This window comes from Paenibacillus sp. NPDC093718 (genome assembly GCF_050279985.1).
GTDB lineage: Bacteria > Bacillota > Bacilli > Paenibacillales > Paenibacillaceae > Paenibacillus_AQ.
Window position 1 is genome coordinate 140,707 of record NZ_JBNNUS010000006.1, and the last position, 24,431, is coordinate 165,137.

At 49.2% G+C, this 24,431-nt stretch carries 22 protein-coding genes and 3 tRNA genes; 20 read left to right on the plus strand and 5 right to left on the minus strand.

All coding sequences use genetic code 11. From position 1 onward, the window contains the following. The first annotated feature begins 59 nt into the window (after positions 1-59). The 10 genes from ACQKPA_RS18965 (at position 60) to ACQKPA_RS19010 (ending at position 5,483) form a co-directional block, all read left to right on the plus strand. On the plus strand, positions 60-644 hold the full coding sequence (locus ACQKPA_RS18965) for a TetR/AcrR family transcriptional regulator (protein WP_427494094.1): 585 nt from the start codon (positions 60-62) through the stop codon (positions 642-644). A gap of 217 nt (positions 645-861) precedes the next feature. Beyond that, positions 862-1,647 carry a hypothetical protein gene (locus ACQKPA_RS18970; protein WP_427494095.1) on the plus strand — a complete coding sequence of 262 codons (786 nt, stop codon included), beginning with the start codon at positions 862-864 and terminating at the stop codon, positions 1,645-1,647. 73 nt (positions 1,648-1,720) lie between these two features. Continuing rightward, on the plus strand, positions 1,721-2,794 hold the full coding sequence (locus ACQKPA_RS18975) for a WXG100 family type VII secretion target (RefSeq protein ID WP_427494096.1): 1,074 nt from the start codon (positions 1,721-1,723) through the stop codon (positions 2,792-2,794). Between the two features lie 14 nt (positions 2,795-2,808). Next, the gene (locus tag ACQKPA_RS18980) at positions 2,809-3,573 is read left to right on the plus strand and encodes a hypothetical protein (protein ID WP_427494097.1); all 765 of its coding nucleotides are present in this window, start codon (positions 2,809-2,811) and stop codon (positions 3,571-3,573) included. A 2-nt stretch (positions 3,574-3,575) separates the two neighbouring features. Further along, entirely contained in the window at positions 3,576-3,845 is a 270-nt protein-coding gene (locus tag ACQKPA_RS18985) for a DUF4176 domain-containing protein (protein WP_260064213.1), read from the plus strand. A 42-nt stretch (positions 3,846-3,887) separates the two neighbouring features. Further along, entirely contained in the window at positions 3,888-4,160 is a 273-nt protein-coding gene (locus tag ACQKPA_RS18990; protein ID WP_071223018.1) for a WXG100 family type VII secretion target, read from the plus strand. Between the two features lie 176 nt (positions 4,161-4,336). Further along, positions 4,337-4,501, plus strand: coding sequence for a hypothetical protein (locus tag ACQKPA_RS18995; protein WP_164817394.1), 165 nt, complete (start codon positions 4,337-4,339; stop codon positions 4,499-4,501). A gap of 82 nt (positions 4,502-4,583) precedes the next feature. Further along, positions 4,584-4,660 (plus strand) — tRNA-Met (locus ACQKPA_RS19000). A gap of 55 nt (positions 4,661-4,715) precedes the next feature. Beyond that, a tRNA-Ile gene (locus ACQKPA_RS19005) sits at positions 4,716-4,789 on the plus strand. Between the two features lie 505 nt (positions 4,790-5,294). Next, positions 5,295-5,483, plus strand: a complete 189-nt coding sequence (locus ACQKPA_RS19010; RefSeq protein WP_071223022.1) for a hypothetical protein — start codon at positions 5,295-5,297, stop codon at positions 5,481-5,483. A 94-nt stretch (positions 5,484-5,577) separates the two neighbouring features. On the opposite strand, the gene ACQKPA_RS19015 is transcribed toward ACQKPA_RS19010, so the two are convergent. The 3 genes from ACQKPA_RS19015 to ACQKPA_RS19025 all read right to left on the minus strand — a co-directional run bounded on the left by ACQKPA_RS19015 (position 5,578) and on the right by ACQKPA_RS19025 (position 8,465). Then, positions 5,578-6,783: an MFS transporter gene (locus ACQKPA_RS19015; RefSeq protein ID WP_427494098.1), complete on the minus strand. Its 1,206-nt coding sequence runs from the start codon at positions 6,781-6,783 to the stop codon at positions 5,578-5,580. A 119-nt stretch (positions 6,784-6,902) separates the two neighbouring features. Continuing rightward, complete coding sequence (locus ACQKPA_RS19020; protein WP_427494100.1) at positions 6,903-7,502, minus strand: TetR/AcrR family transcriptional regulator; 600 nt, start codon at positions 7,500-7,502, stop codon at positions 6,903-6,905. A 198-nt stretch (positions 7,503-7,700) separates the two neighbouring features. Continuing rightward, positions 7,701-8,465 carry a polysaccharide deacetylase family protein gene (locus ACQKPA_RS19025; RefSeq protein WP_427494101.1) on the minus strand — a complete coding sequence of 255 codons (765 nt, stop codon included), beginning with the start codon at positions 8,463-8,465 and terminating at the stop codon, positions 7,701-7,703. A gap of 359 nt (positions 8,466-8,824) precedes the next feature. On the opposite strand from ACQKPA_RS19025, the gene ACQKPA_RS19030 reads away from it, so the two are divergent. The 3 genes from ACQKPA_RS19030 (at position 8,825) to ACQKPA_RS19040 (ending at position 10,217) form a co-directional block, all read left to right on the plus strand. Then, positions 8,825-8,910: transfer RNA gene (locus ACQKPA_RS19030), tRNA-Leu, on the plus strand. Between the two features lie 205 nt (positions 8,911-9,115). Continuing rightward, positions 9,116-9,802, plus strand: a complete 687-nt coding sequence (locus ACQKPA_RS19035; protein ID WP_427494102.1) for a uracil-DNA glycosylase — start codon at positions 9,116-9,118, stop codon at positions 9,800-9,802. A gap of 19 nt (positions 9,803-9,821) precedes the next feature. Next, positions 9,822-10,217, plus strand: coding sequence for a hypothetical protein (locus tag ACQKPA_RS19040; protein ID WP_194545109.1), 396 nt, complete (start codon positions 9,822-9,824; stop codon positions 10,215-10,217). A 99-nt stretch (positions 10,218-10,316) separates the two neighbouring features. Here ACQKPA_RS19040 and ACQKPA_RS19045 read toward each other — a convergent pair whose 3' ends face one another. Together ACQKPA_RS19045 and ACQKPA_RS19050 are read right to left on the minus strand one after the other, a co-directional pair. Continuing rightward, positions 10,317-11,393: an AI-2E family transporter gene (locus ACQKPA_RS19045; protein ID WP_427494103.1), complete on the minus strand. Its 1,077-nt coding sequence runs from the start codon at positions 11,391-11,393 to the stop codon at positions 10,317-10,319. Between the two features lie 100 nt (positions 11,394-11,493). Then, positions 11,494-11,832 (minus strand): L,D-transpeptidase, encoded by a 339-nt coding sequence (locus ACQKPA_RS19050; RefSeq protein ID WP_194541700.1) that lies wholly within the window; start codon positions 11,830-11,832, stop codon positions 11,494-11,496. Positions 11,833-12,016: 184 nt separating this feature from the next. Between ACQKPA_RS19050 and ACQKPA_RS19055 the strand changes: the two genes are divergently transcribed. The 7 genes from ACQKPA_RS19055 to ACQKPA_RS19085 all read left to right on the plus strand — a co-directional run bounded on the left by ACQKPA_RS19055 (position 12,017) and on the right by ACQKPA_RS19085 (position 24,412). Further along, entirely contained in the window at positions 12,017-13,840 is a 1,824-nt protein-coding gene (locus ACQKPA_RS19055) for a cache domain-containing sensor histidine kinase (protein ID WP_427494105.1), read from the plus strand. Next, complete coding sequence (locus tag ACQKPA_RS19060; protein WP_427494106.1) at positions 13,833-15,344, plus strand: response regulator; 1,512 nt, start codon at positions 13,833-13,835, stop codon at positions 15,342-15,344. Before ACQKPA_RS19055 ends, ACQKPA_RS19060 begins: the two co-directional genes overlap by 8 nt. A gap of 128 nt (positions 15,345-15,472) precedes the next feature. Then, a complete protein-coding gene (locus ACQKPA_RS19065) occupies positions 15,473-16,951 on the plus strand; it encodes an ABC transporter substrate-binding protein (RefSeq protein ID WP_427494107.1) in 1,479 nt (492 codons plus the stop codon). A gap of 140 nt (positions 16,952-17,091) precedes the next feature. Continuing rightward, a complete protein-coding gene (locus tag ACQKPA_RS19070; RefSeq protein ID WP_175320733.1) occupies positions 17,092-18,021 on the plus strand; it encodes an ABC transporter permease in 930 nt (309 codons plus the stop codon). A 53-nt stretch (positions 18,022-18,074) separates the two neighbouring features. Beyond that, positions 18,075-18,971, plus strand: a complete 897-nt coding sequence (locus ACQKPA_RS19075) for a carbohydrate ABC transporter permease (RefSeq protein ID WP_071223071.1) — start codon at positions 18,075-18,077, stop codon at positions 18,969-18,971. A gap of 26 nt (positions 18,972-18,997) precedes the next feature. Next, positions 18,998-21,295, plus strand: a complete 2,298-nt coding sequence (locus tag ACQKPA_RS19080) for a glycoside hydrolase family 3 N-terminal domain-containing protein (protein ID WP_427494108.1) — start codon at positions 18,998-19,000, stop codon at positions 21,293-21,295. Positions 21,296-21,298: 3 nt separating this feature from the next. Further along, positions 21,299-24,412 (plus strand): alpha-mannosidase, encoded by a 3,114-nt coding sequence (locus ACQKPA_RS19085; protein ID WP_427494110.1) that lies wholly within the window; start codon positions 21,299-21,301, stop codon positions 24,410-24,412. Positions 24,413-24,431 lie beyond the last annotated feature (19 nt).

Genomic DNA, 24,431 nt, shown 5'->3' on the forward strand with positions numbered 1-24,431 from the left:
GCGGCTGCAGCCAGCCATCGGTGTCCTTATGCTGATATAGAAGGGATATAGTCTAACAGATGAATGCCAAGAAAGAAGCAGTGCTTGAAGCCGGGAAGCGGTTATTCATGGAGCAGGGGATATTGCAGACGAGCATGGAGCAGATTGCCGAAGCGGTTCCCGTTTCCAAGATGACGATTTATAACTACTATCAGAGCAAAGAGGGCTTATTGGACCATGTGGTGGACCGGATGGTCGAGGAGCTCATGGCGCTGTACCGTGATATTATGGATCAGGCAAAAGATCCGCTTGAGGCGTTAACGGTCTTCTACAGGGATCAGGACAAATTTTCGGCGTTGGTATCCCAGAAATTTGTGGCGGATCTGGCCAAATTCCCGGAGCAGATGGACAAGCTGCTTCAATTCAACCAGAAATTCGTTGTTCCGGAATTCGAAATGCTGATCTTTAAAGGCCAGCAGCTTGGACAGATACGGAAAGACATCTCTCCCCAGGTATTGGTCGCGTTCCTTACGTTTATCAAGGAATTTACGGCGCAGAACGAATGGTACCATGGTTTGGGAAGCCTGAACGCGGTCAGTGAACAGCTGATGACGATTCTGTATCACGGAATTATCCAGCAGGAAGATCCGTCTAATCTAATATGAGTATAAGAACATTCCAGAGGTGATTTCGACCCGGGAATGTTTTTTTTTGAAATTTTATTGCTGAATCGTTTGAAGATCGGCTGATTTGGGTATATGTTCCTATAAATTTAGGGCCACGACTTGGTAGAGGGGAAGGAGACGTCTCACCTATAATAGTAATGATAACCTCAGATTTAAACACAAAATAGGCGGGACTGACCGTAAGGAGGAGAGATCTTTGGAGGTTCCATCCAGGATCAAACTGACCGGCAAACAATTCTTTGTACTAACCGGCATCGTCGGTGCGCGGGCTGTCATTGGGTTAGAGGACCCTTTTCGCGGAACGCTGGCCGAGGAGATGCCTGCAGAAGTGGCCAAGATTGAGCAGGAGCTGCAGGAGATAGGCTTAATTGATACGGCGGATAACGAGCCGGTTCTTGTGCAGGAACTGCTGGAATACATAGAAGTATGCAGCCGGACCCTGTTAACGATACATATGAGGGTGTCCGGTTCCGACGAAGGGCAGAAGGAGTGTTTCATTTATTACAGTTCAAGTCTGGTTGTAAAGGCCGATATTGAAAACGGGCCTGACGGTGCGAGAATATATGTGCTGGAAGCGCTGGGAACCCCCTCTGAGGCATGGCTTAAAATCATCAGCCACCTGCAGCTGGAGGATAGGAAGAACCGGGATACAGCTCCATTGGCTATGCCTAAGGGCTGGTTCCAGCAATGGATGAGTGCCGAGCAAGGGGAGCAGGAGCCTCGGAAGTATTTGCTCGCACAGGGCTACCCGGAATCCGTTGTCTCCGCCTTGGCCGATAGCGTCAGCCATCCGGAGAGATACGCAACCTTCACAGCATACTATTGCCCGGATCTCAACTGCAGAATACAGGGAATCGAACTGTTGAGAGGACAGCATTCCAACTGGTTGATTCGCAATGAAGGCGAACAGGATCAAATTAGGGGCGTCACGGTAACGGAAATTATTCGGGAGCTTGGCGCAGTCATTGAGCGCATTAAGTGAGATAGGGCAGCATCATGATCCTGCACTCTCAAGTTTTTACCTTCTCGATCAACGATATGGAGGATTGTTAGATATGACTAAAATACGTGTGGTACCTGACATGCTGAACCAGCAAGGAGCAGCGGTATCTGATATTGCACGGGAAGTCCAGCAGCTTCAGGAGCGCATGCAGCAGCGTATCCAGAGCATGTCCTGGGAGTCGCGTCATCGTGCCCAGGTCGAACAGCGCCTGGCCCAATGCAGGGCCGCTTGCCAGTCGGTGGTTAGCCGTCTGGAGCAAAATCGAGGGCAGCTGGTGAAAAAGGCGGGTGATTTTTCGCAGACGGATCAATCGCTCGGCAGCAATCTAAACTTCGGCAAACAATCGGTTGCCCAGGTTAGTCCGCATCTGCTCCTTCAGGCCAGTCTGGCACAGAACGGGAACAAGAACACGCACCCGCCCGTGACGGCCGCGGGTGTTGAATTCAATGCGCTTGCGCCTTTTGGCGGAACGGCGGATCAATGGAAGAGTAATCCGCTAACGGCCGCAGGGGTATTGTTCGGAACGGCAACGGCATCGGGGACGATGTATAAATACTGGGATATGTACCGAAACGGCTTCGGGATCTGGCTTGAAAAAGACAGACGCGGCAATATGCGAGCCAATGTGACGAACGGGATGCTGGCTAATATCCGCAAAAAATCCTATGCTGAATACAACTGGCGGAATCACCCCCGAATCCCGAAATACGTCCTACCCGGCGCGGCTGTTAAAGACTCGCTAAGCTGGAAAGGCGGTAAGCTTGGTTATGCAGGCATCGCCATGCAAACGGTCGGAAATCTGGTGACGAATATTAACGAGAACAAAAGCGGGGCAAAAATAGCCGGAGATGCGGTGGTTGATGTGGGTGTCGGTGTGGGTACCGTCGTGGCATCCGCTGCGGCTGGCGCTAAGGCAGGCGCGCTGATCGGGACAGCAGTGGGCGGTCCGATTGGCACCCTTGCGGGTGCGGCCATCGGCTTCGGCGTATCGGTAGGCGCTTCCTATGTTATGGACGGCATCAAGTTTACGGATTTTGACGGGGACGGGAAGAAAGATACCGTAACCGAAGGATTAAAAATGGGGGCGGAGAAGATAGGTTCAACGATTGCCGGATGGTTCAAATAAAGGGAGTGTCATTGATGAGCGCAAAGATTTCAGAGGAAGAACAGTTTCATTTCCGGCTAATCCCCGCCGAGCAGATACGGGGCGGCATCGTATGTTTTTTATTCATTATGCTGATCCCTGCGCTAGTCACGCTGGCAGCGCCCATGATGTCGGTATATATGTATGTGGCTGCGGCGGTGTGGGTGGTTATGCTGCTGTGGGGAATTGGCCTGAGTGTAAATCCGTACCGGTCTGAGGTTGGTTTTGTGCTGTATTTGGGAATATACGGACTGGCGCTGGCGGTCACTTGTCAGATCGCTATACTCAAAATGATGTATGACATGGCCGGAGTTGAATCGATTCTATATGGGCTTAGCTCGGCAGCGGTGATGCTTCTGCTTCTCCTTGTGTTTTATGTGCTGCATTTTAGAGCGCTGCAGCGAGGGACCTACCAGTCTATGGAGCGCAATGGCAGCGTCGGTAAAGCGGGCAAAGCGGCCTTACTGTTTGCGGCTATAGGTTATGCGGCTTATTACTTCGTGGTGTCGATAACCGGCGGTCTCGGCGGATTTGTAATGGGCATGGCGGCTTTTTCCGTGTTGTTGATTCTCGGTCTGTACATGGCCGTTGTTTTCATTCATCGGTATATGTTCATCCAGAACAACATGGATCAGCTAAAAGCTCATTATCCCGTATTGGGATTGCCGAAAGAGCAGCGAAACGCAGCGTTTCTGAATAAAATGAATCAGGGTCGTACGCCTGCGCCGCCGCACCGGAAGAGCAAGAAAAGGAGAGGGTAGTTATGACGCAGCAACTGCTGCCGAACGGATCAATTGTCATTTTGAAAGAAGGCGAGAAGAAGCTTGTGATTTATGGTCGAAAGCAAATTCTGGCGCTTGAGCAGCCGCAAATGTTCGACTATTTGGCTTGTCCATATCCGGAAGGTTATGTCAGTCCGGAGTTTGCCTACGTCTTTAATCATGAGGACATCCAGGAGATTATATTTACCGGTTACCAGGACGAAGAGGAAGAACAGTTTCAGGCTGTATTGGCTGAGACGAAGCCTACATAACAAACGAGAAGATAATCATAAAGGGAGGAGTGAGGTAAATCCATGTCAGGACGTATAGAGGTATCCCCCGAGGAGCTGCGCCGCGCTGCGGCAGACATTCGAAGCGGGAGTGACTACGGCGGGGAACTGGTCGCCCGATTGTCCCAGGTCATTGAAACGTTGAATGCCGAATGGGAGGGCGTTTCCCAGCAGCGATTTCGTACTGAGGCTGAGGAGACGAAGGCGCAGCTGATGAATTTCATCCAGATGATGAATTCGATGGAGCAGGAGCTTATGAGCATAGCCGCCCGGTTTGCGGAGGCTGACGGCCAATAGGCGCGTTTTACCTATGATGACAATCAATTATATCCGTATCACGATGTGGTAAGGGTATGGCTGATTGTTTTTTTATCGGGAGATCAGAAGAAGTTAGTTGGTCTGTGTTTTTTTTGTGGAAGAATGGACATAATATGACAGCACTACATTATCATTCGGGTAAGGAGTCGCATAGGATGAATTGGGTATATTACGGAAAGCTGTATACTAGCAAATTTCAGGCAGGGTGCTTTGCTAAACGTTTGGAGCAGGATGGCTGGCTGTTCGGGTACCATGATCCGCGGATGGTGGAGGTTTACCGTTCCAAAAAGGGCCGCTATGGTGTGCGGTTTATGCCTTGAGGAAATTCCATTAAAACAGTACTTGACTTGATGTAGGGTTATGGTGTATATTTATTCTTGTCGCTGTTTGATACAGCATTGACGCGGGGTGGAGCAGTTCGGTAGCTCGTCGGGCTCATAACCCGAAGGCCGCAGGTTCAAATCCTGCCCCCGCAACCAATTTTTAAACGATGTATGTATGACGTCCTTATGTTTATGTGTACATGTATGTTCAGGGCCCTTAGCTCAGTTGGTTAGAGCGGTCGGCTCATAACCGACTGGTCGGGGGTTCGAGTCCCTCAGGGCCCACTTTATCGAAAACCCTTGCGCTGCAAGGGTTTTTTGCTGTTTACAGGGCTGTATAGTTCCGACCAAAACTATGGTGAAGAGAGCGTTTCTATAAATCTGGGCGACCAATTGAATTCAAGACTTGCGCTAGGACTAAAGAACAAGCACCAATTATCAGCAAAATAAGAACCATAATAATAACAAACTTCTTTCCGTTCATCATTTTCACCTCGGAAGGATTATATCAAATATTCAACTCAATTTTAAATAAGTTACGCCCTTATTTCTACAGACGGGTGCTTCTCTAAAACCTCCTTGTGCATGGTCCTCATGTACTGGTTGGTCAAAAAATCGTTATTCAAAATGGGTTCATTGTGTCCGGGACATCGATGATTCTGCCAAGCGAGATTTGTAATTGGGGGCGGCTTACGGTACATTTTAATGGAGTCGTAGGAGAACACGCTTATTTATACGGCTGCTGCTGGTTGGATGCAGCTCATTTTAGCAAATAGGATGGGGGATGAAGGTGTCAGAGTGGGTATTAAATCAGTCCTGGGGACTTCCGGTGTTGCTCGCCTTCTTGGTGATCGTATTTGTATTTGAATCAAGGAAAGCATTCAAGGCATATAAAGAGAAGAGACGGTTTGAATTGGGATGGTCTCTATTGTTTGCCTTGGTGGCTTTATTGGCGATGATTGTCCTGGTGGCCTATTAAAAATACATAATTAAAAACAAGACCCTGCCAGAAGCTTCCGGCGGGGTCTTGTTCAATGATTAGCTGTAAACGGTATGGAAGTCGTTACCTTTCGTTACCGCTCATTCATGACGGCCTCCGTAGCGGTCCAGGCTTTGCCTGCTCGCATGGCCAGGAAGAAGCAGAGGATGAGAACGATGGATGCGGAGATGTAAGGAAAGTTGATGTCCAAATCAAACAGATATCCTGCCACCAGCGGTCCCGCAATATTTCCCAGACTGGTGTACGCCGAGTTCAGGCCGGCCACGTAGCCTTGCTGATCCTTCGCCAACTTAGACATCTGCGTACCGATAGCGGGACGCAAGATGTCGATCGACAGGAATACCAAGAAGGTTACAAGGAATATGAGCCAGTATTTATGCACAAACAGGGTTAACAGGATACAGATTCCCGCGGTAAGCAAACTGAGCGTAATGACTCTTTTCTCACCGAAGCGGTTCAGGATCCAACCGAATATCGTCGCTTGGACGACGGCACCCGCAATCGACCCGAACGTGATGATCATGGCAATATCTTTAGGGGTGAACCCGAATTTATGATCCACAAACAGGCCGAACACCGTTTCATAATTGGCAAGCCCGAACGAGAGCACAAATACAATGATCAAACTTAGGAAGTAAGGTTCCTTGAAAGAACGCACCAGTTGAACGGCCAGGCTCTCCTTTTTCCGTCCCAGCACGGTAGGTGCTTCCTGCTTGGCTGATGATTCGGGAAGCAGCAGCAGCGTTACCAGCGCGGCAATACCTCCCGCAACGGCCGCGGCGTAGAAAGGAACGCGAATGCCAAACTCGGCGATAAATCCTCCGATGCCCGGTCCGATGATGAAGCCTGTCGTAATGGCAGCATTAATGAACCCCATGCCTCTGGCGCGTTCCTCATTCGAAGTCACGTCAGCCGTGTAGGCCATAACAGCGGGCATAATGAGTGCAGCGCCGATACCGCCCAGCATTCTTGAGGCAAACAGGAGCGGAGGTGTGCTGGCAGCTCCGAACAACCATTCCGATACGGCAAACACAATCATGCCGGTGATGATAATTCTTTTACGACCCATGGTGTCGGACAATCTTCCCGCAAGTGGGGAGAATAACAGCTGTGTTAATGAAAAGGCGGCAACGAGCATGCCTACCGTGCTTCCGCTGATATGCAGTTCCGTCATGTAGGTTGGCATAATAGGTATGACAAGCCCGATTCCGGTGAAGACTAGAAATATATTGAACATGAGGAGCAGAATGGCTCCATTGTTTCGCATCAGTAATGACATGATGATTCCTCCAAAACTAAAAGACGATTTAATAAAGATATGATGAAAATGATTGTAATTCGGTTATTTATATACTGAACGTTCGGTTTGTGATAGTCCATGAAAAAAGTTTTCATTGTTCATGATTTCTTTTCAATGCCATGCAGAAATATTTTGATGGCGGCATGATAAAGGGCAAGCGCATTTTCCACCTTCGTTATACGCGACATCTGGCTTAAGCCAACAATGAGGCTCTCAAAGATAATGGACAGCTGCTCCACATTATGATTCTCAAACTCCCCGCGATCCATCCCTTGCTGCAGCAATTTCTGATTGAATTCCAAATGGCTCCTAATAATCTGGACGATTCTTTGTTCTGCTTCTTCGCTGACATCACCATTGCTGTTTATAAATTCATCAAGCGCCTTAGAGAAGGGGTGGTTCAGATCATCAAACACCAATTGATCGGCTATTCCGTACAGCTTGTCAACGGTGGTGGTGTAATGCTGCTCTTTGCTGTTCCATTTCTGTTCCCACTCGAGGTCCCATTCCTCAATCAGATACAGAAACAGCCCTTCCTTGCTCTTGAAATGATAATAGATATTCCCTTTGCTGCTGCCCGTGGCTTCAACGATTTCCTCTATTGACGTTGATTTGTAACCCTTCTGCATAAAAAGCGCCTTGGCGGCTTCGGCTATTCGTCGCTTGGTATCTTCGGTTTGTTGTTGTTTTTTATTCACGCATGCACCCCCTTCTAACCCTTGAAAGCTATTCAAAATTCATATACTGAACGTTCGTTCTGTATCTTATCAAATGGAATTGATATATTCAAGAGGAAATTGGACTCTGGATTTTTCCGATCCAAGCGTCTTCAAAAAAATAACCGTTACCATCAGAAGGCAGCGGTTATTCCAGAACGTTGTACTTAACCCAATACACTAATGGTTTACTTCAATAAACTTACGCGTTTTTTCATGGTAGGAGAGCAGCTCCGAAACGGTCACAAACTCGTAGCCTCTCTTTTGCAGCTCCGGTAAAATCACTTTGAGAGCCTCTACCGTCTGAGTACTGCTTGGCACAAAGTCGTGCATCAGTACGATGTCTCCATTATGGGCATTATCCAGCACTTTTTTAACAATCCGGTTAACGCCGGGCTTTCGCCAGTCGAGCGTATCCTGATGCCATGACCATAATACGGTCAGCATACCGAAATCCTTGCTCGTGCGGACAATTGCTTCATTATAGCTGCCTCCCGGTGGACGAAACAGGACGGTTCGAATGCCGGTTGCCTGAAAGATCGCATCTTGCGTCTGGTTTAACTCACTCGTTAACTTGCTGACATTAATATTGTGAAAAGGAGGATGGGAATAAGAGTGGTTGCCGATTTCATGTCCTTCATGCAGCTCCCGCGCTACGATCTCGGGGTGTTTCTCCACCCGGCTGCCAACAACGAAGAAGGTGGCCTTTGCGTCATATTGCTTAAGCAGATCCAGAATTTGAACGGTGTTCTGCTCGTCCGGACCATCATCAAAGGTAAGAGCAATTACTTTGTTGTGAGTGGGGACTTCCCATACAATCTCGCCGCGTTCCTCATAATACCCCCTGCCCTTGGAAGCGGATGGCGCTTGGTTGGCGTTGACAACATGATGATGGCAAAGGGAGATGGAGAGAGCGATCCATAAGACGCTTGAGAGTTTTTTCATGGTGAGCGGTATCCTTTTCTCTGTTGTTCTAGTCTTCGCATATGACATTGCAAGCATATTTATCATTTGGTGATAACGGTAAAATTATTCTTTACGGAAAACAGAAGGATTCGAACGGATGAGTTAGAGCAGAGGCTCGAAGCTATCGAGAATGAGGCTTTGGATAGGGTGATGCGAAAAATTATGAGTTTCATATATTGACATCATATGGTTGGACATGGTATTATCAATTTTGTCGCTAAGACGAAATGTGCACACCTAGATATCGGAATGAGATCGCAACATATTGCGAATTCCACGCGTACCTTCGGTTATGCAAGTGAACGTGAACGACGCTAGGAACATGCGCGGATAAATATGCCGGGGTGGCGGAATTGGCAGACGCACAGGACTTAAAATCCTGCGGTAGGTGACTACCGTACGGGTTCGACCCCCGTCCTCGGCATTATAACAGCGTCTGGTAAGATGCAAAATAAGTCGGCCCCCGTATGGGTGCCGGCTTATTTTTTAAATCGACACAAGGTCAACTCATGATGCGTGTTGTTATTTGATTCAAATTGAACGGAAGATGTTGGTGTTCCGATTATAGAAATCGCATTCTTTTATGATTCCATGCTGGCCTGTGTGAGGAGGAGAGAGGAGACATGCGGATGTTTAACAATGATTGGGACCTTATTCTGCAGGGAGAAATGGATAAGCCTTATTTTCAAGCGTTGATGGAACGGGTGGACGAGGAATACCGGCGTTGCACGGTGTATCCCCCCAAGGAAGATATATTTCGGGCTCTTCAGCAAACATCGTACCAATCGACGAAAGTCGTTATTTTGGGACAAGACCCTTATCACGGTCGTAGACAGGCGCAGGGGCTGAGCTTTTCCGTCTCGCCCGGGGTTGCGATTCCTCCATCTTTACGAAATATACATAAGGAGCTTGCTTCGGATCTGGGAATCTCGATTCCCAATCACGGTTCCTTGCAATCGTGGGCGGATCAAGGGGTACTGCTGCTTAACGCAGTGCTTACGGTTCGCGAAGGCGAGCCGAACTCACACAAAGGAATCGGGTGGGAGAAATTCACCGATACGGTCATTACGAAATTGAATGAACGCGATCAGCCAATGGTTTTTATATTATGGGGAAGTTACGCACAGAAGAAAGGTTCCTTCATAGACCGAAGCCGGCATAAGGTGGTTGAGTCCAGTCATCCGAGTCCGTTTGCAGCGCATAAAGGATTCTTCGGTAGTCGTCCATTTTCAGCATCGAATGCTTTTTTAATGCAAAAGGGTATGGATCCGGTGAATTGGGACATCCCGAGCACGCCGGGCGATGGAGATGAATAATCCGCGAGAGGTGACCTTCATGAAACATTGGATTGGTCGTCATGTTGTCATTCAGCGTTTAGACGGGGCAAAAAGCACGGTTGAAGGTGTGTTGAAAGGATGGGATCCCGTTCAGGAAAAAGTGATTCTTGGCCCGGGTGAGCTTGTTATACCGTTTCGCGCCATTCATAGAATTATGCCGAGAAACGCATACCCGGCCTTGAACTCCATCGGTTATGTCGTGAACCATACCATTCAGTTCGATAATGCGGTCTATTTTGGATCTTCCGTCATGATATGGAGGGGCAATCGACTGGTGTCATCACAGGCCATCCTGACTTCACACGATGAGGATACCGTTACCCTGTCAAATGGCATGATATTGCGCAAGGACGAGCATTATTTTGTGGTTCGATCCTTGCGCGGCAATGCGTGATTCTTTAAATAAAGGATGTCCCCAGCAGCCATCGTCAAGTTGGCGGGGACATCCTTTTTTGTGCAGATGGTAATGTATGTCTCCAGTAAGCCGTGTTCATTATGCGTCTTCAACTTTTTCGGCAAGGAACAGTTCGTAAATTCGTACCACGATAATTTTGATGATCATATATGCCGGGATGGCGAGCAGGATGCCCAGCAGCCCGAAGAAATCGCCGCCTACAAGGATGAGGGCAATCGTGGTCAACGGGTGAATATCAAGCTGTTTCCCGTAGATGACCGGTGTCAGAATATTATCTTGGATCTGCTGTGCGATGACAATAACGACAACGGACCATATCGCAATGGAAGGAGATTCGATAAATCCGATAATGACGGCGGGAATGGTCGCCAGCAGCGCTCCAATATACGGGATGAAATTCAAGAAGAAGGAAATCACCGTCAAGAGCAAAGAATAGGGCAGCCCGATGATCAGAAATCCGATATAAATCATAATGCTAAGTATAAGATTCAGGATCACTTTGCCGATAATAAAATTGCTGAGTGCCGTATCGATCTCACCCAGCACCTCCTGGCCATCGCGGCGGTATCGTCTTGGCAGGACACTGAGCAGCCTGGGCGGAAGCTTGCCGCCTTCCTTCAGCATGTAGTACAGAATAATCGGAATCGTAGCAATAATAACGACAACGCTCGATACAACGGTAATCAGGTTGTTGATGGAGTTGCTGATCCAGGTAATGATCCGATTCATATACTCCGTCAGTGAGGTGGACAGCTCGGATTCCGTTGGTACATAGCGTGACCAGAATCGATTCTGCTGCAGCTGGTCAATCTGTTCCTGCACACCCTCTACCAAAAAGGGGGTATTGCTGATAAAATTTTCGATTTGTTCTCGCAGTGTCGGCCATACCACAATGCCGAAGATGGCGCAGAGACCGGCAAACACGAAATACAGCATCAGGACGCCAATGGACCGTTTGATCTTCCGCCGCTCCAGGTAGTCCACGATCGGCCTGAGCAGATAATAGAAGAAGCCGGCCATCGCGACGGGAACGATCAGCATATTGAACATGGAGACGATTGGCCGGAACAAAAAGCTGATTTCGGAACCGAGATAAATGATCAAGAGCAGTGCGATTATGCCAAAGCATGTCCTGAAATATTTGCTCTGCATCATGGGCAATCCCTCCATATACAACGATTAGTAAATACATAGTTACTATGTAACATTTGTATTTAACCAATTTGGAGGGATTTGAAATCACCAGTTTATGTTATCAGTTTCGTATGGTGACCCGGGTATGGATGGGCACGAGGGAAGCCAGCTCCGTCACATCCTCGTTGTACATCCGAATACATCCAAGGGAAACGGAGCGCCCGATGGATGAAGGGTCGTTCGTACCATGGATGCCGTAATGAGGTTTGGACAACCCTAACCAATAGGCTCCGAACGGTCCCCCGGGATTTGGCTGCTTGTTGATGATAGTGTAATTGCCTGGAGGCGTCTGTGTAGCCATTTTGCCGATGGCAACCGGGAACGTACGTACCACGATGTTGCCATCCAGCAGGTGCAGCTGATAATCGGATAAATCGACAATAATGCGGTATTGGGGCATTTTAAACCCTCTCCTTCCTGATTCATGCTATGAACCAGGGGGAATACCGGCCCCTAAATTAACCTAAAATAGGCAAATTACACCTTCATGACTTGGTAGAAATTTCATCCAATGATGACGGTCTGCCGATGTTATATTTAATATGCTACGCAGTAACAACGTTACCATCAGGAAGGGGAAACCGATGTCTCCTGCTAGGTTTTATCAAAAATATATCAAAAATAATATGTTTACCAAGATGCTGCTGTTAATCTCCCTGATTGCGGTGGTTACCATTGTCACCTTATCGTTTCTTATGTATTACTTCTTGTTTCAATCGGCCGTTCGCAGTGAACTGGACATTCAGCGAAGTGCGGTTGAGCGGGTGGAACGGCATGTGAATCAAAAATATGAGAATGCGCAGTCCTATGTGAATGAACTGTATCGCAATACCTCTCTAGGCATTGACACTTCCTATTTCCTCATGAACTCGTTTAATGAGTACATGGCCAAGCGAATGAACCGGATTGCGGGCGGCGGGCAGTCCAATTCAGACAGCGTGGTCGCTTACTTTAAGCAGAGGCTGGACGATGATCCGGATATCGAGAATATTATGCTGTACAGTGCCGAGAAGCAGTATGTGTATGTTTACAAGCAGGGCAGCATGACGAGGCTCTATCAGGCGAATGCCACGCATTCTTACATCCCCGACGTGATGGCGCTCGAAAGCCAGAGTGTCACATTGCCGAATCTATGGGTGCGTAAGCTGGCCGGAGACGTGACATTACCGTTATTCTCGATCCGGAGCCCGATTAATGATATGACTACCTACAAAAATCTGGGGCAGCTGGTTATTTTGTATCGTACGGAAGCGCTGGATGCCGTCCTGAACAGTGGCAAAGATCCATCGAAGGGATCCGTACTGGTTTTATCCGGCGATGGCCGCGTGATGTTTGATTCCTCAGGCAAATATTACGGTGAGAAATATCCTTATGCCGACCGGCTGCTGAATTCCAAAGAAACCGTGAACCTTGACGAGGAATCGTATATTACAACGGCGGCGCACAATCAGGCGGGTTATACGGTGGTCGGCATTACGCCTAAACGTGAGATCGCTGAATCTTTCCATGGCGTGCAGAGCACCATCATGATTGCTGCCCTGCTGTGCATCGTGATTGCTGTGTCCATTCCATCGCTGATGATCGTGAATTACTCCAAGCGGACAGATAACATTATCCGTTTTATGCGTAAGGTTGAGAAGGGAGAGTTCGTGGCTCGGATGCAGGATACCAAGGATGATCAGCTTGGGCAAATTGCGGGCAGCTTTAATGAAATGCTGGACGAGCTTTCCCGGTATATCGACAAGGTGTATAAGGCAGAAATTAACCAGAAGAACGCGGAGCTGTCTGCATTGCAAGCCAGAATTAATCCGCATTTTCTTTACAATACACTCGAAGTGATTCGAATGAGAGCTCTCTCGCAAGGGGCGCAGGATGTTGGCGATATGATCTACAGCTTATCGATGCTGTTCAAGAATATCGTTCAGCACAAGTCCCACTATACGCTGAAGGATGAGCTAGAGGCGTGCAGGCTCTATCTGGAACTGTTTCGCATTCGCTATAAGGACAAGTATATTTACAAAATGCACTGTGAGGAACAAATCAAGCATGTGCCGATGATGAAAATGTCACTGCAGCCACTGATTGAGAATTACATCGTTCATGGGCTGCGCAGCGACCAGGATGATAACTGGCTGACGATAAACGCGACGCAGCAGGATGGAGATGTCGTGATCGAGATCAAGGATAACGGGAAAGGGATCGAGCCGGAGCAGCTTGAGGAGATCAAATCCCGGCTGGAGATGGCCGAGTCGAGTGAAGAATCGTTTGGTCTGCGGAGTGTGAATGAGCGGTTAAAGCTGACGTTTGGAAGTTCATACGGAATGGACATCCAGAGTGAGCCGGGTAACGGTACGACGGTGACAGTCAAATTTCCGGTGGCAGAAGGGAAGCTGAATAACGATGTATAAAGTGTTTATCGTGGATGATGAGCCGTTCATTATAGAGGGATTGGTTGACGTTGTGGATTGGTCGAAGTATGGCATCGAGGTGGTCGGTCATGCGGAGAATGGTCGCCAGGCATTTGAGAAGATGGCGGTCATTCCGGTTGATATTCTCATTACGGATATATCGATGCCTGTCATGACGGGACTTGAATTGATTGAAGGCGCGCGTAAATTAAACCGTAATCTGAAGGTGATCATCCTGAGCGGTTTCGACGATTTTGCGTATTTGAAGGAAGGCATGCGTCTGGGGATCGAGAATTATTTGCTCAAGCCGATCAATCTGAAGGAACTGGAAGAAACGATTGCCAGCACAACGGATAAAATGAACAAATCCAGACGGGAAATGAGACTGGACGAGTACGACATTAACATTTTGCGGAGCAATATCCTGTACCGCTGGATCACGGACCGGATTGAGCCGGAGGAGCTGGAGGAACGGGCGACCCTTCTGGGGCTGAATCTGAATTTGCCTTACGTCATGGCGTCTATCCTGAGAGCGGATTTCACGCCGTTGGAGAGCTGTCTGTATCAATTAATGGATCAGGAGCCGGGTGTTCTGTATTTCCGGGACAATGACGGCGATCACGTGGTGATTTTTATGATGAAAGACCCGGACACGGAAAAAGCGAGAGCCATCCGGCTCCTGCAGCAGGTGCGCGAGTACTGCTATGAAGAAGAGTTGTCCATCTCGCTTGGCAGCGTGGAAAGTCTCGGCGGTAATTATAAGGACAGTTATCTCCACGCCAAGGAGGCACAGGAATACTATCTCGTTCTGGAGCAGCCCTCCTATGTGGATTATGTGGATGTTCAAGCCAAGAAGGGAGAAGCTGCGGAATCCTATTCCGTACAGTGGCCCGAATATGCCAAAGGCATCGCCGGAAGGGACAAGCAGGTGCTGTTTGATTTGATCGACAGTGATTTTGATCGGCTTCGTCATACGCAGGGCATGATCCCAACGACACTCAAGAGCATTGCGGTCGAGATGGTCATTCGCCTGAAGCTGGAGCTGAACGATATCCAATACACGGCAGCCCCTGATTTTGTGAAAAACACAATTACCGATATTATGGATTCCGTATCGATCGACGATCTGATTACGGCCGTGAAGGAAGGAGTTGGCGGGCTGGTCGATTCGCTCAACAATGACGTGAAGAGCCCTGTCATCCAGCAAATTCTGCATCATATCCAGCATCATTATAACGAGGATTTGTCACTGAAGGTGTTAGGCGCCCAATATCATATTCATCCCGTCTACCTGGGGCATTTGTTCCATAAAGAGACGGGAGAGAACTTTACGGAGTATATTAACCGATACCGGATAGAGCGAGCCAAGGAGCTGCTTCGAAACACTTCGACGAAAGTGCAGGATATCGCAAAAAATGTAGGTTATTGGGAAACCGGTTATTTCTATAAACAGTTCAAAAAATTCGTCGGCGTATCGCCGAGGGATTTTCGAGGAATGCTCTGATTAATTTAATCAGAGTTTTTTTCTTTATTTTCACCATAATACCTTTAATTTTTCGCCTATGTGAAACTGCTTTCATGGGATAACCTTATAAGTGTAGAGACACAAAGGATTCAAAAGGGAGGATAAACATGAGTAAATCGAAAAAGAAATGGCTCCTGCCGCTAACGTTGCTATTGTCTGCATCCATGCTGTTGTCGGCATGCGGAGGCAACAAAGAAGAGAGTGCAGGAAACGGTGGGGGATCTGCCGAGAAACCGGTTGAGCTGATCTGGTACACCATCGGAACACCTCAAAAGGATGTCGACAAGGTAGAGGAAGAAATCAATAAATACACTGCTGAGAAGATTGGTGTAACCGTTGACATGAAAATGATTGACTTTGGTGATTACAACCAGAAGATGCAAGTCATGGCAGCTTCCGGCGAACCGATGGATATTCTGTTCACCAGCTCATGGGCGTTTGACTATGTGCAAAATGCACGTAAAGGCGCATTCATGGAATTGGACGAGCTGATTGAAAGCCATGGAAAAGGCATTAAAGACGCGATTGACCCTGCGTTCCTGGAAGGTTCCAAGGTTGATGGTCACAACTATGCAATTCCGGCAAACAAAGAACTTCCTGCTCAAGAAGCATGGCGCTTTAACAAAACGTTGCTTGATAAATACAACCTCGATATTTCGAACGTGAAATCGATGGAAAGCTTGGAGCCACTGCTGAAAACGATTAAGGAAAAAGAACCGAACGTCGTTCCTTTGGCTATCAACAAAGACTTCGGTCCATTGCTTCCGTTTGACTACATCATCGAAAAAATGCCAATGGCCGTTTACCTGGATGACAAGGAAGAGCTGAAAGTTGTGAACTTCCTCGAAATGCCGGAAACGATGGACATGCTGAAATTGATGAACAAGTACTACAAAGCGGGATACATTTCCCCAGAAGCAGCGACAACAACTTCAACGCAAGATCTGATGACATCCGGCAACTGGTTCGCGGACCGTGCGGCTACGCAGCCGTTCGCAGACAATCTGTGGAGCCAAAGCTACGGCTATCCGGTCGTATCCACTCCGGCTGGCGACGCAACGATCTTCAACTGGTCGGTAATGGGTTCGATGCAAGCGATTTCCGCTAACTCGAAATACCCTGAGAAAGCCATGGAGTTCTTGAATCTCCTGAACACTGACGTATATCTTCGCAACCTGGTTGACTCCGGTATCGAAGGCGTGCACTACAAAAAGCTTAGCGAGAACGTAATGGAAAACTTGCCAGAATCGAAAAACTACGACATGCCTACCTTCGCGCTTGGTAATGTCATGCTGACTTACTTGAATCCTGAGGATCCTGAGAACAAATGGGAAGAGTTCAAGAAGTTTAACGAGTCCGGCCAGCCTGCTCCGCTTCTCGGTTTCAACTTCGATCCAACCAAAGTATCCACAGAGCTCGCAGCAGTCAACAACGTAAAAGAAGAGTTCTGGGCGCCGCTGATGACAGGTACCGTGAATCCTGAAGAGTTCCTGCCAAAAGCGAATGAAAAGCTGAAAGCTGCTGGTCTGGACAAGATCATCGCTGAAGCACAAAGCCAAATTGATGCTTGGAAAGCAAGCAAGTAATAACAATGCATGAAGCGGCTTGCCTGTCCTAAGGGACAGCAGTACCGCTGCAGCATGAACAAGGACGGGGCGGCGGATGTTCACCCGCCCTTCTTTTGTTCATTTCATGCACATCACGAGGAGGGGTAAGCGTGAGAGCGATCGGACAGTTTTTCAAAAATATTATGACGAATAAGGCCATGCTGTTCATGGTTTTGCCGGGGACCTTATGGTTTCTCTTATTCTCATATTTGCCCATGTTCGGGACCATTATTGCATTTAAGGAATACCGCTTTAGCCGTGACGGGTTCTGGGCAAGTATCGTTAATAGTGAATGGGTAGGATTCCAGAACTTTAAGTTCCTGTTCAGTACCAACGATGCTTACATCATTACGCGCAACACCGTTCTATATAATTTCGTGTTCATTATACTAGGTCTCATTCTATCCGTAGCACTGGCTATCGTATTGTCTGAAATCGTGAACAAGAAATTGGCGAAAGTCTATCAAACCGGTATGTTCCTGCCGTATTTCCTGTCCTGGGTTATCGTAGGTTACTTCGCATTCAGTTTCCTGAGCATGGATAAAGGGATGCTGAATCAGATTCTGGGCTGGTTCGGCATGGAGCCGGTTCAATGGTACTCCGAGGCCAAGTACTGGCCGATATTCCTGACGTTAATCAGTTTGTGGAAATCCGTTGGTTATAACAGCGTCGTTTATTTGGCGGCGATTATGGGGATCGATAAATCCTTGTACGAAGCGGCCATGATTGACGGAGCGAACAAATGGCAGCAGATCAAAGCCATTACGCTTCCGATGTTGAAACCGCTGATGACCATTTTGACTCTTCTTGCGATCGGTAAAATCTTCTATGCTGACTTTGGTCTCTTCTATCAAGTGCCAAGGGATTCGGGAACCTTGTATTCCGTAACGAACGTCATTGATACCTATGTATATCGTGGTCTGAAGACAACGGGCGAGATCGGAATGAGTACCGCTGCGGGTCTGTACCAGTCGGTAGTCGGATTTATTCTGGTTATGGTATCGAACTATATCGTTCGTAAATATGACAAGGATAATGCATTGTTTTAATCGATCAATCTACCAAGAAGGGGGTATGTGATGTGTTCAAATCTAAAAGCAAGATGAAAGATTTTCATCAGCTTTCATCCGGGTGGAATGTCGTATTCAACCTGATTGCCGGTATTTTCTCGTTCTTATGTGTATTTCCGTTCCTGTTCGTCATGATCATTTCATTTACAGATGAAGGCTCACTGGCCCGCAACGGTTACCAAATCTGGCCGGAGAAATGGAGTCTTGAAGCTTACAAATATGTATTCCAGACAGGCGATACGCTACTTCGTTCTTACGGTGTTACGATCTTTGTAACGGTAGTGGGAACGTTGATCAGTTTGTTTATCATCTCGTTATATGCCTATGCAATCTCTCGCAAGGGTTTCAGATATCGGAATTTCTTCGCATTCTTTGCATTTTTCACGATGCTGTTTAACGGGGGTCTGGTACCGACTTATATCGTTGCCACACAATTGCTCGGTTTGAAAGATTCCATCTGGGCATTGATCCTGCCATTGGCGCTCAACGCCTTCTATATTATGATTCTTCGTACGTTCTACAGCACCAGCGTTCCGGATGCCATCATTGAATCCGGTAAAATCGACGGTGCGAGCGAGTTTAAAATTTTCTACAAGCTGGTATTGCCGCTATCCCTGCCGGGTCTGGCAACCATCGGGTTGTTCAGCACCCTGGGTTATTGGAACGACTGGTTCAACGCATTGCTCTACATTGATGATCCGAACCTGGTTCCGCTGCAATCCATGCTCATGCGAATTGAGACCAGCATGCAGTTCATCCTGCAGAACTCTCAGAATTCATCCCTTAGCATGGCCGCTCTGCAGAGCATGCCGCAGGATACTTCGCGGATGGCGATGGTTGTTCTGGCAACCGGGCCGATTATTCTGGCTTATCCGTTCTTCCAGCGCTATTTCATTCAAGGTCTGACCATCGGCGCGGTTAAAGAATAAATTCTTCATGTACCGGAGGGTATGAGATGACTTATAAAGATTCCAGTAAACCCATTACGGAAAGAGTTGAACATCTTCTTGGCCTGATGAACCTGAAGGAAAAGGTTGGGCAGCTGATCCAGCCGTTCGGCTGGAAGACCTATGAAGTAAATGAAGGTCGAATTTCATTAACGGATTCATTTAAAGAGCAAGTGAAAAATGGCGGCGTCGGCTCCCTTTACGGGACCCTTCGCGCCGATCCATGGACCGGTGTAACACTTGAGACCGGTCTTTCTCCGCGTGAAGGAGCTGAAGCCGTCAACTACATCCAGCGCTACGCCATTGAGGAATCGCGTCTGGGCATCCCGATCCTGATCGGGGAGGAATGCTCGCATGGGCATATGGCTATCGGCGGCACGGTCTTTCCGGTGCCGCTGTCCATCGGGAGTACATGGAACGTGGATTTGTACCGGGAAATGTGCCGTGCCGTGGCGCTCGAAACGCGCAGCCAAGGCGGTGCCGTCACCTATTCCCCGGTCCTAGACGTCGTGCGCGACCCAAGATGGGGCCGTACCGAGGAATGCTTCGGCGAAGATCCATACCTGATCAGCGAATATGCGGTCGCATCGGTAGAAGGCCTTCAGGGCGAGTCCCTGGACAGCCCGAGCAGTGTTGCGGCGACGTTGAAGCATTTTGTAGGTTATGGCAGTTCCGAGGGCGGGAGAAATGCGGGGCCCGTGCATATGGGAACACGTGAATTGATGGAAGTGGACATGTTGCCGTTCAAGAAAGCCGTGGAGGCAGGAGCTGCATCCATTATGCCGGCTTATAACGAGATTGACGGTGTGCCGTGCACCGTGAATACCGAGCTGCTTGACGGAATTCTTCGCAAGGAGTGGGGCTTTGACGGCATGGTAATCACTGACTGCGGCGCTATCGATATGCTGGCCAGCGGCCATGATACCGCTGAAGACGGAATGGATGCTGCAGTTGAGGCGCTTCGTGCCGGGATCGATATGGAGATGTCAGGCGAGATGTTCGGCAAGCATCTTCTGAACGCGATCGAGCTAAACAAGCTTGAGGTTGCCGTACTGGATGAGGCCGTTCGCCGCGTATTGACCTTGAAGTTCAAGCTCGGACTATTCGAGAATCCTTACGTGGATCCGCAGGTAGCGGAGGAAGTTATTGGCAGCGAGCAGCATGTTGAACTTGCCAGACAGCTTGCGGCGGAAGGCATCGTCCTGCTCAAGAATGAAGGCAAGGCGCTCCCGTTATCCAAAGAAAGAGGCGTGATTGCCGTCATTGGACCTAACGCCAATCAAGGATACAATCAGCTTGGGGACTATACTTCTCCTCAGCCGCCGGCAAGCGTGACCACCGTACTGGATGGAATTCGTGCGAAACTGGGGGATGAAGCGAAGCGTGTATTATATGCTCCGGGCTGCCGCATTAAGGACGATTCCAAAGAAGGCTTTGAATTGGCATTAGCTTGTGCGGATCAAGCCGATACCGTAGTCATAGTACTGGGCGGTTCCAGCGCACGCGACTTTGGCGAAGGCACGATCGATTTGCGCACAGGGGCATCGAAGGTTACGGACGACGCTTTAAGTGACATGGATTGCGGCGAAGGCATCGACCGGATGACGCTCCAGTTATCCGGCGTTCAATTGGAATTGGCCCAGGAGATTCATAAGCTTGGCAAGCGGATGATCGTTGTGTATATCAACGGCCGGCCGATTGCGGAGCCGTGGATCGACGAGCACGCCGATGCCATCCTGGAAGCATGGTATCCGGGTCAGGAGGGCGGACATGCGGTAGCGGATATTTTGTTCGGGGATGTGAATCCGTCCGGCAAGCTCACGATGTCGATACCGAAGCATGTCGGACAGCTGCCGGTTTACTATAACGGCAAGCGGTCGCGCGGTAAGCGTTACCTCGAAGAAGATTCTCAGCCGCGTTATCCGTTCGGATACGGGCTTAGCTATACCGAATTCAGTTATTCGGATATTCAAATGACTCCAGAAGTGATCGGAACAGACGGTACAGCCGTTGTTTCCGTGAACGTTACAAATAGCGGTGACCGCGAAGGCTCCGAGGTTGTACAATTATACGTAAGCGATGCTGCCAGCAAGTATACGAGACCGGAGCGTGAGCTGAAGGGCTTCCAGAAAATTACTCTGCAGCCTGGAGAGCGGCGCAAGGTGGAATTTACCGTCGGTCCGGAACAGCTTCAATATATCGGTCACGATTACCAGCAGGTGGTTGAGCCCGGGCTGTTCCGTGTGATGATAGGCAGACACGTGAACGATACGCTGAGTGCAGATCTGATTGTACAGGAGGGTTAATGAATGGAACGCATTCGACGCTTTATACGCGAACTTTCGGAGCGGCAGTGGCTCGAGTCGACGGAGCTTCGAGATTGGAACATTGCCCGGGCCACTTACATGGTTCCGGGTGTGTATGAGGATAAGGCCCCTTATACGGAGGGGCACGACTTCAACAGGTCTCCGAGCACGCAGGGGACAACCTATTTCTTTCGGAGGAATCTTGAATTGCCTCCTCACTGGGTGAATGGATCGATCGGACTTGTGTTCCACTCCGGGGGCGAGGGCTTACTGCGCATAAACGGAGCATCTTATCAGGGCTTGGATCGTAATCATACCTTCGTCAAGCTTGATTCGAAACGCACCGGCATGAAGATGGAGCTTGAGATCGAGTTGTACGATCCGATTCCGGAGCCAGTGGACCCGCTGAATCAGCAGGCTGTCATACAGCCTCCGATTACTAGGGTGCAAAGTCTGCTGGTTAACGTGAACGTGCCCGTTCAGAGTCTGATGTACACCGCAACCGTGGTCCGGGATTCGCTTATCCTGCTCCCGGAGAGCGATATGCGGCGCATCCGCTTGATCGAGGCGCTGTATCAGGCGATGGACCGCTTCGTTAGTCTGGATGAAGCTGCGATCAAGGATGGTGCCCAGATAACCGCGATCGAGCATGATCTGAAACAGGCGGTCACAGCCATTGGCGGCCATGCCGAAGGCACCGAGCATATGGTAGGGCAATCGCATATCGACATCGCCTGGTTGTGGCCCGTCCGGGAAACGGTGCGAAAAACAAGCCGGACCTTCTCCACCATGGATGCGCTGATGAACGAATATCCCGAATTTAAGTACGCGCAGAGCCAACCTCTGCTGTACCAATTCCTGAAGGATCACGATCCCGAGCTGTACGAGAGAGTGAAGGCCAGAATCAAGGAAGGACGCTGGGAGCTGGTCGGCGGGATGTGGGTCGAACCGGACCTGAACATTCCAAGCGGGGAGTCCCTCATGCGTCAAATGCTGTACGGGCAGCGCTTCTATCAAGAAGAGTTTGGCCTGACATCTCATATTGAATGGCTGCCGGATACGTTCGGATACTGTGCATCCCTGCCTCAGATCCTGAAGCATGGCGGCATTCGTTATTTCATGACAACCAAGCTTGGGTGGAACGATACGAATGTCTTCCCTTACGACCTGTTCCATTGGGTTGGGATCGATGGAACACCGATGTTATCCTATCTTAATCACGGCGTGAACGAGAACACGCTGCCTAAAGATGTTCACGAGCATTGGCAGTCATACCGCCAGAGAGCCGTTCATCCGGAGCAGATGCTGCTGTATGGGCATGGTGACGGCGGAGGCGGCGTAACCCGCGAAATGCTGGAATATATCGACCGGGCCGAGCTGATGGTCGGTCAACCGGCCAGTAAGTACAGCACGGCGGCCGAGTTTTTCGGCGGGATCGAGGAAACACAGACGAAGCTGCCGAAATGGCTCGGGGATTTGTATCTTGAGCTTCATCGCGGCACCTATACAACGCATGCGCGGAACAAGCGTCATAACCGGAAAGCGGAAATCCTGTACCGCGAGGCGGAGCTATGGAACTCGGTGGCATTCCCGTATATGGACACCGAGAAGAAGCAGGACATCGTCAGTGAGCTGCATGACGGCTGGAAGCTGATTTTACTGAATCAATTTCACGATATTATCCCGGGCTCTGCCATTACGGAGTCTTACGTTACCTCTGAGAAGGAGTACGCAGAGGTGTTCCAAAAAGGAAATCATAGCCTTCATCTTGGGCTTCAGGTATTGGCAGATCAGGCCGATACAGAAGGGGAAGGCATTCCGTATGTCATTTTCAACGGACTTGGATGGAGCAGAGATGCCGTCATTTCGATTGAAGGAGAGCAGGGCCTTGCGCCGTATGATTCGGACGGAGAGCTGCTGCAATACGATGCCCAAACGGGAGAGAAGGGTAAAACCTCTCACCGCTTGAATGTTCATGTTCAAGGCATCCCGGCTTTGGGATACAAGACCATTTGGTTGAAGCCGCTAGCAGGAAACCAGGCGGTGGCGGAGAATTCTACTACAGTGTTCGCAGATTCCTGGGAAACGGCTTTTTATAAGGTCAGCTTTAATGAGCGCGGCGAAATCACGAGCCTGTGGGATAAAGAGGCTCATCGGGAAGTGGTCAAGCCTGGCGAAGCCGCGAACCGCTTCCACTTCTTCCATGACCGTCCAACGCTGTGGGACGCATGGGATATCGATACCCGTTACGAGGAGCAATTAGCCGGAAAGGCGGAGCTGATCGAGAAGAAGCTGGTGCATGCGGGTGAGGTACAGGATGTGCTGCGTTTCCGCTGGCGCATCCATAACTCGGAGATCATGCAGGACATGATTTTTTATCATCATGACCGGCGGATCGACTTCAAGACGTTTGTCAGCTGGAATGAATCACATAAACTGCTGAAAGTCGGCTTCCCGATTGGGGTCGTTGCCGATAAGGCTACTTATGAGATTCCGTTCGGAACCATCGAGAGACCGACCCATCGTAATACAAGCTGGGAGCAGGCGCAATATGAAGTCTGTGGTCACCGTTTCGCGGATGTGTCGGAGCATGGATACGGCGTCAGTCTCATCAACGACTGCAAGTACGGGTATGACATTCAGGACAGCACGATCCGGTTGTCCCTGCTGCGCGCGCCGAAGTGGCCCGATGTCACGGCAGACTTGGGTGAGCATGAGTTCACGTATTCCTTGTACCCGCATGAAGGAGACTGGAGAAGCGCTGGAATCGTCCGTAAAGCTGCCGAGCTCAACCATGAGCTTCCGTGCATAAGAACAACTTCGAATAAGGGTCCTCGGCCTGCTGTTCATTCGTTTATTCCGTTCGAGAGCCACCATGTAATCCTGGATACCGTTAAACCAGCAGAAGACGGTTCAGGGTATATCCTTCGGATGTATGAATCCGCGGGAGGCCGAGATGAAGCAGCACTGAGCTGGCCTTATCCTTATAAAAGCGTTCATTTATCCAACGCCTTGGAAGAAGAACTCGAACAACTGGATACCGCTGAAGGAAGGTTAACCCTTCCATTCTTGCCGTATGAGATCAAAACCATCAAATTGACTACACATCATACTTAATCAAAGGAGCCAGAACAAC

Bases quoted from the DNA above. Each gene is read 5' to 3' on its own strand.
- ACQKPA_RS18965 (WP_427494094.1), top strand. From the start codon at position 60: ATGAATGCCAAGAAAGAAGCAGTGCTTGAAGCCGGGAAGCGGTTATTC.
- ACQKPA_RS18975 (WP_427494096.1), top strand. From the start codon at position 1,721: ATGACTAAAATACGTGTGGTACCTGACATGCTGAACCAGCAAGGAGCA.
- ACQKPA_RS18980 (WP_427494097.1), top strand. From the start codon at position 2,809: ATGAGCGCAAAGATTTCAGAGGAAGAACAGTTTCATTTCCGGCTAATC.
- ACQKPA_RS18985 (WP_260064213.1), top strand. From the start codon at position 3,576: ATGACGCAGCAACTGCTGCCGAACGGATCAATTGTCATTTTGAAAGAA.
- ACQKPA_RS18990 (WP_071223018.1), top strand. From the start codon at position 3,888: ATGTCAGGACGTATAGAGGTATCCCCCGAGGAGCTGCGCCGCGCTGCG.
- ACQKPA_RS18995 (WP_164817394.1), top strand. From the start codon at position 4,337: ATGAATTGGGTATATTACGGAAAGCTGTATACTAGCAAATTTCAGGCA.
- ACQKPA_RS19015 (WP_427494098.1), bottom strand. From the start codon at position 6,783: ATGTCATTACTGATGCGAAACAATGGAGCCATTCTGCTCCTCATGTTC.
- ACQKPA_RS19025 (WP_427494101.1), bottom strand. From the start codon at position 8,465: ATGAAAAAACTCTCAAGCGTCTTATGGATCGCTCTCTCCATCTCCCTT.
- ACQKPA_RS19035 (WP_427494102.1), top strand. From the start codon at position 9,116: ATGTTTAACAATGATTGGGACCTTATTCTGCAGGGAGAAATGGATAAG.
- ACQKPA_RS19040 (WP_194545109.1), top strand. From the start codon at position 9,822: ATGAAACATTGGATTGGTCGTCATGTTGTCATTCAGCGTTTAGACGGG.
- ACQKPA_RS19045 (WP_427494103.1), bottom strand. From the start codon at position 11,393: ATGATGCAGAGCAAATATTTCAGGACATGCTTTGGCATAATCGCACTG.
- ACQKPA_RS19050 (WP_194541700.1), bottom strand. From the start codon at position 11,832: ATGCCCCAATACCGCATTATTGTCGATTTATCCGATTATCAGCTGCAC.
- ACQKPA_RS19055 (WP_427494105.1), top strand. From the start codon at position 12,017: ATGTCTCCTGCTAGGTTTTATCAAAAATATATCAAAAATAATATGTTT.
- ACQKPA_RS19060 (WP_427494106.1), top strand. From the start codon at position 13,833: ATGTATAAAGTGTTTATCGTGGATGATGAGCCGTTCATTATAGAGGGA.
- ACQKPA_RS19065 (WP_427494107.1), top strand. From the start codon at position 15,473: ATGAGTAAATCGAAAAAGAAATGGCTCCTGCCGCTAACGTTGCTATTG.
- ACQKPA_RS19075 (WP_071223071.1), top strand. From the start codon at position 18,075: ATGAAAGATTTTCATCAGCTTTCATCCGGGTGGAATGTCGTATTCAAC.
- ACQKPA_RS19080 (WP_427494108.1), top strand. From the start codon at position 18,998: ATGACTTATAAAGATTCCAGTAAACCCATTACGGAAAGAGTTGAACAT.
- ACQKPA_RS19085 (WP_427494110.1), top strand. From the start codon at position 21,299: ATGGAACGCATTCGACGCTTTATACGCGAACTTTCGGAGCGGCAGTGG.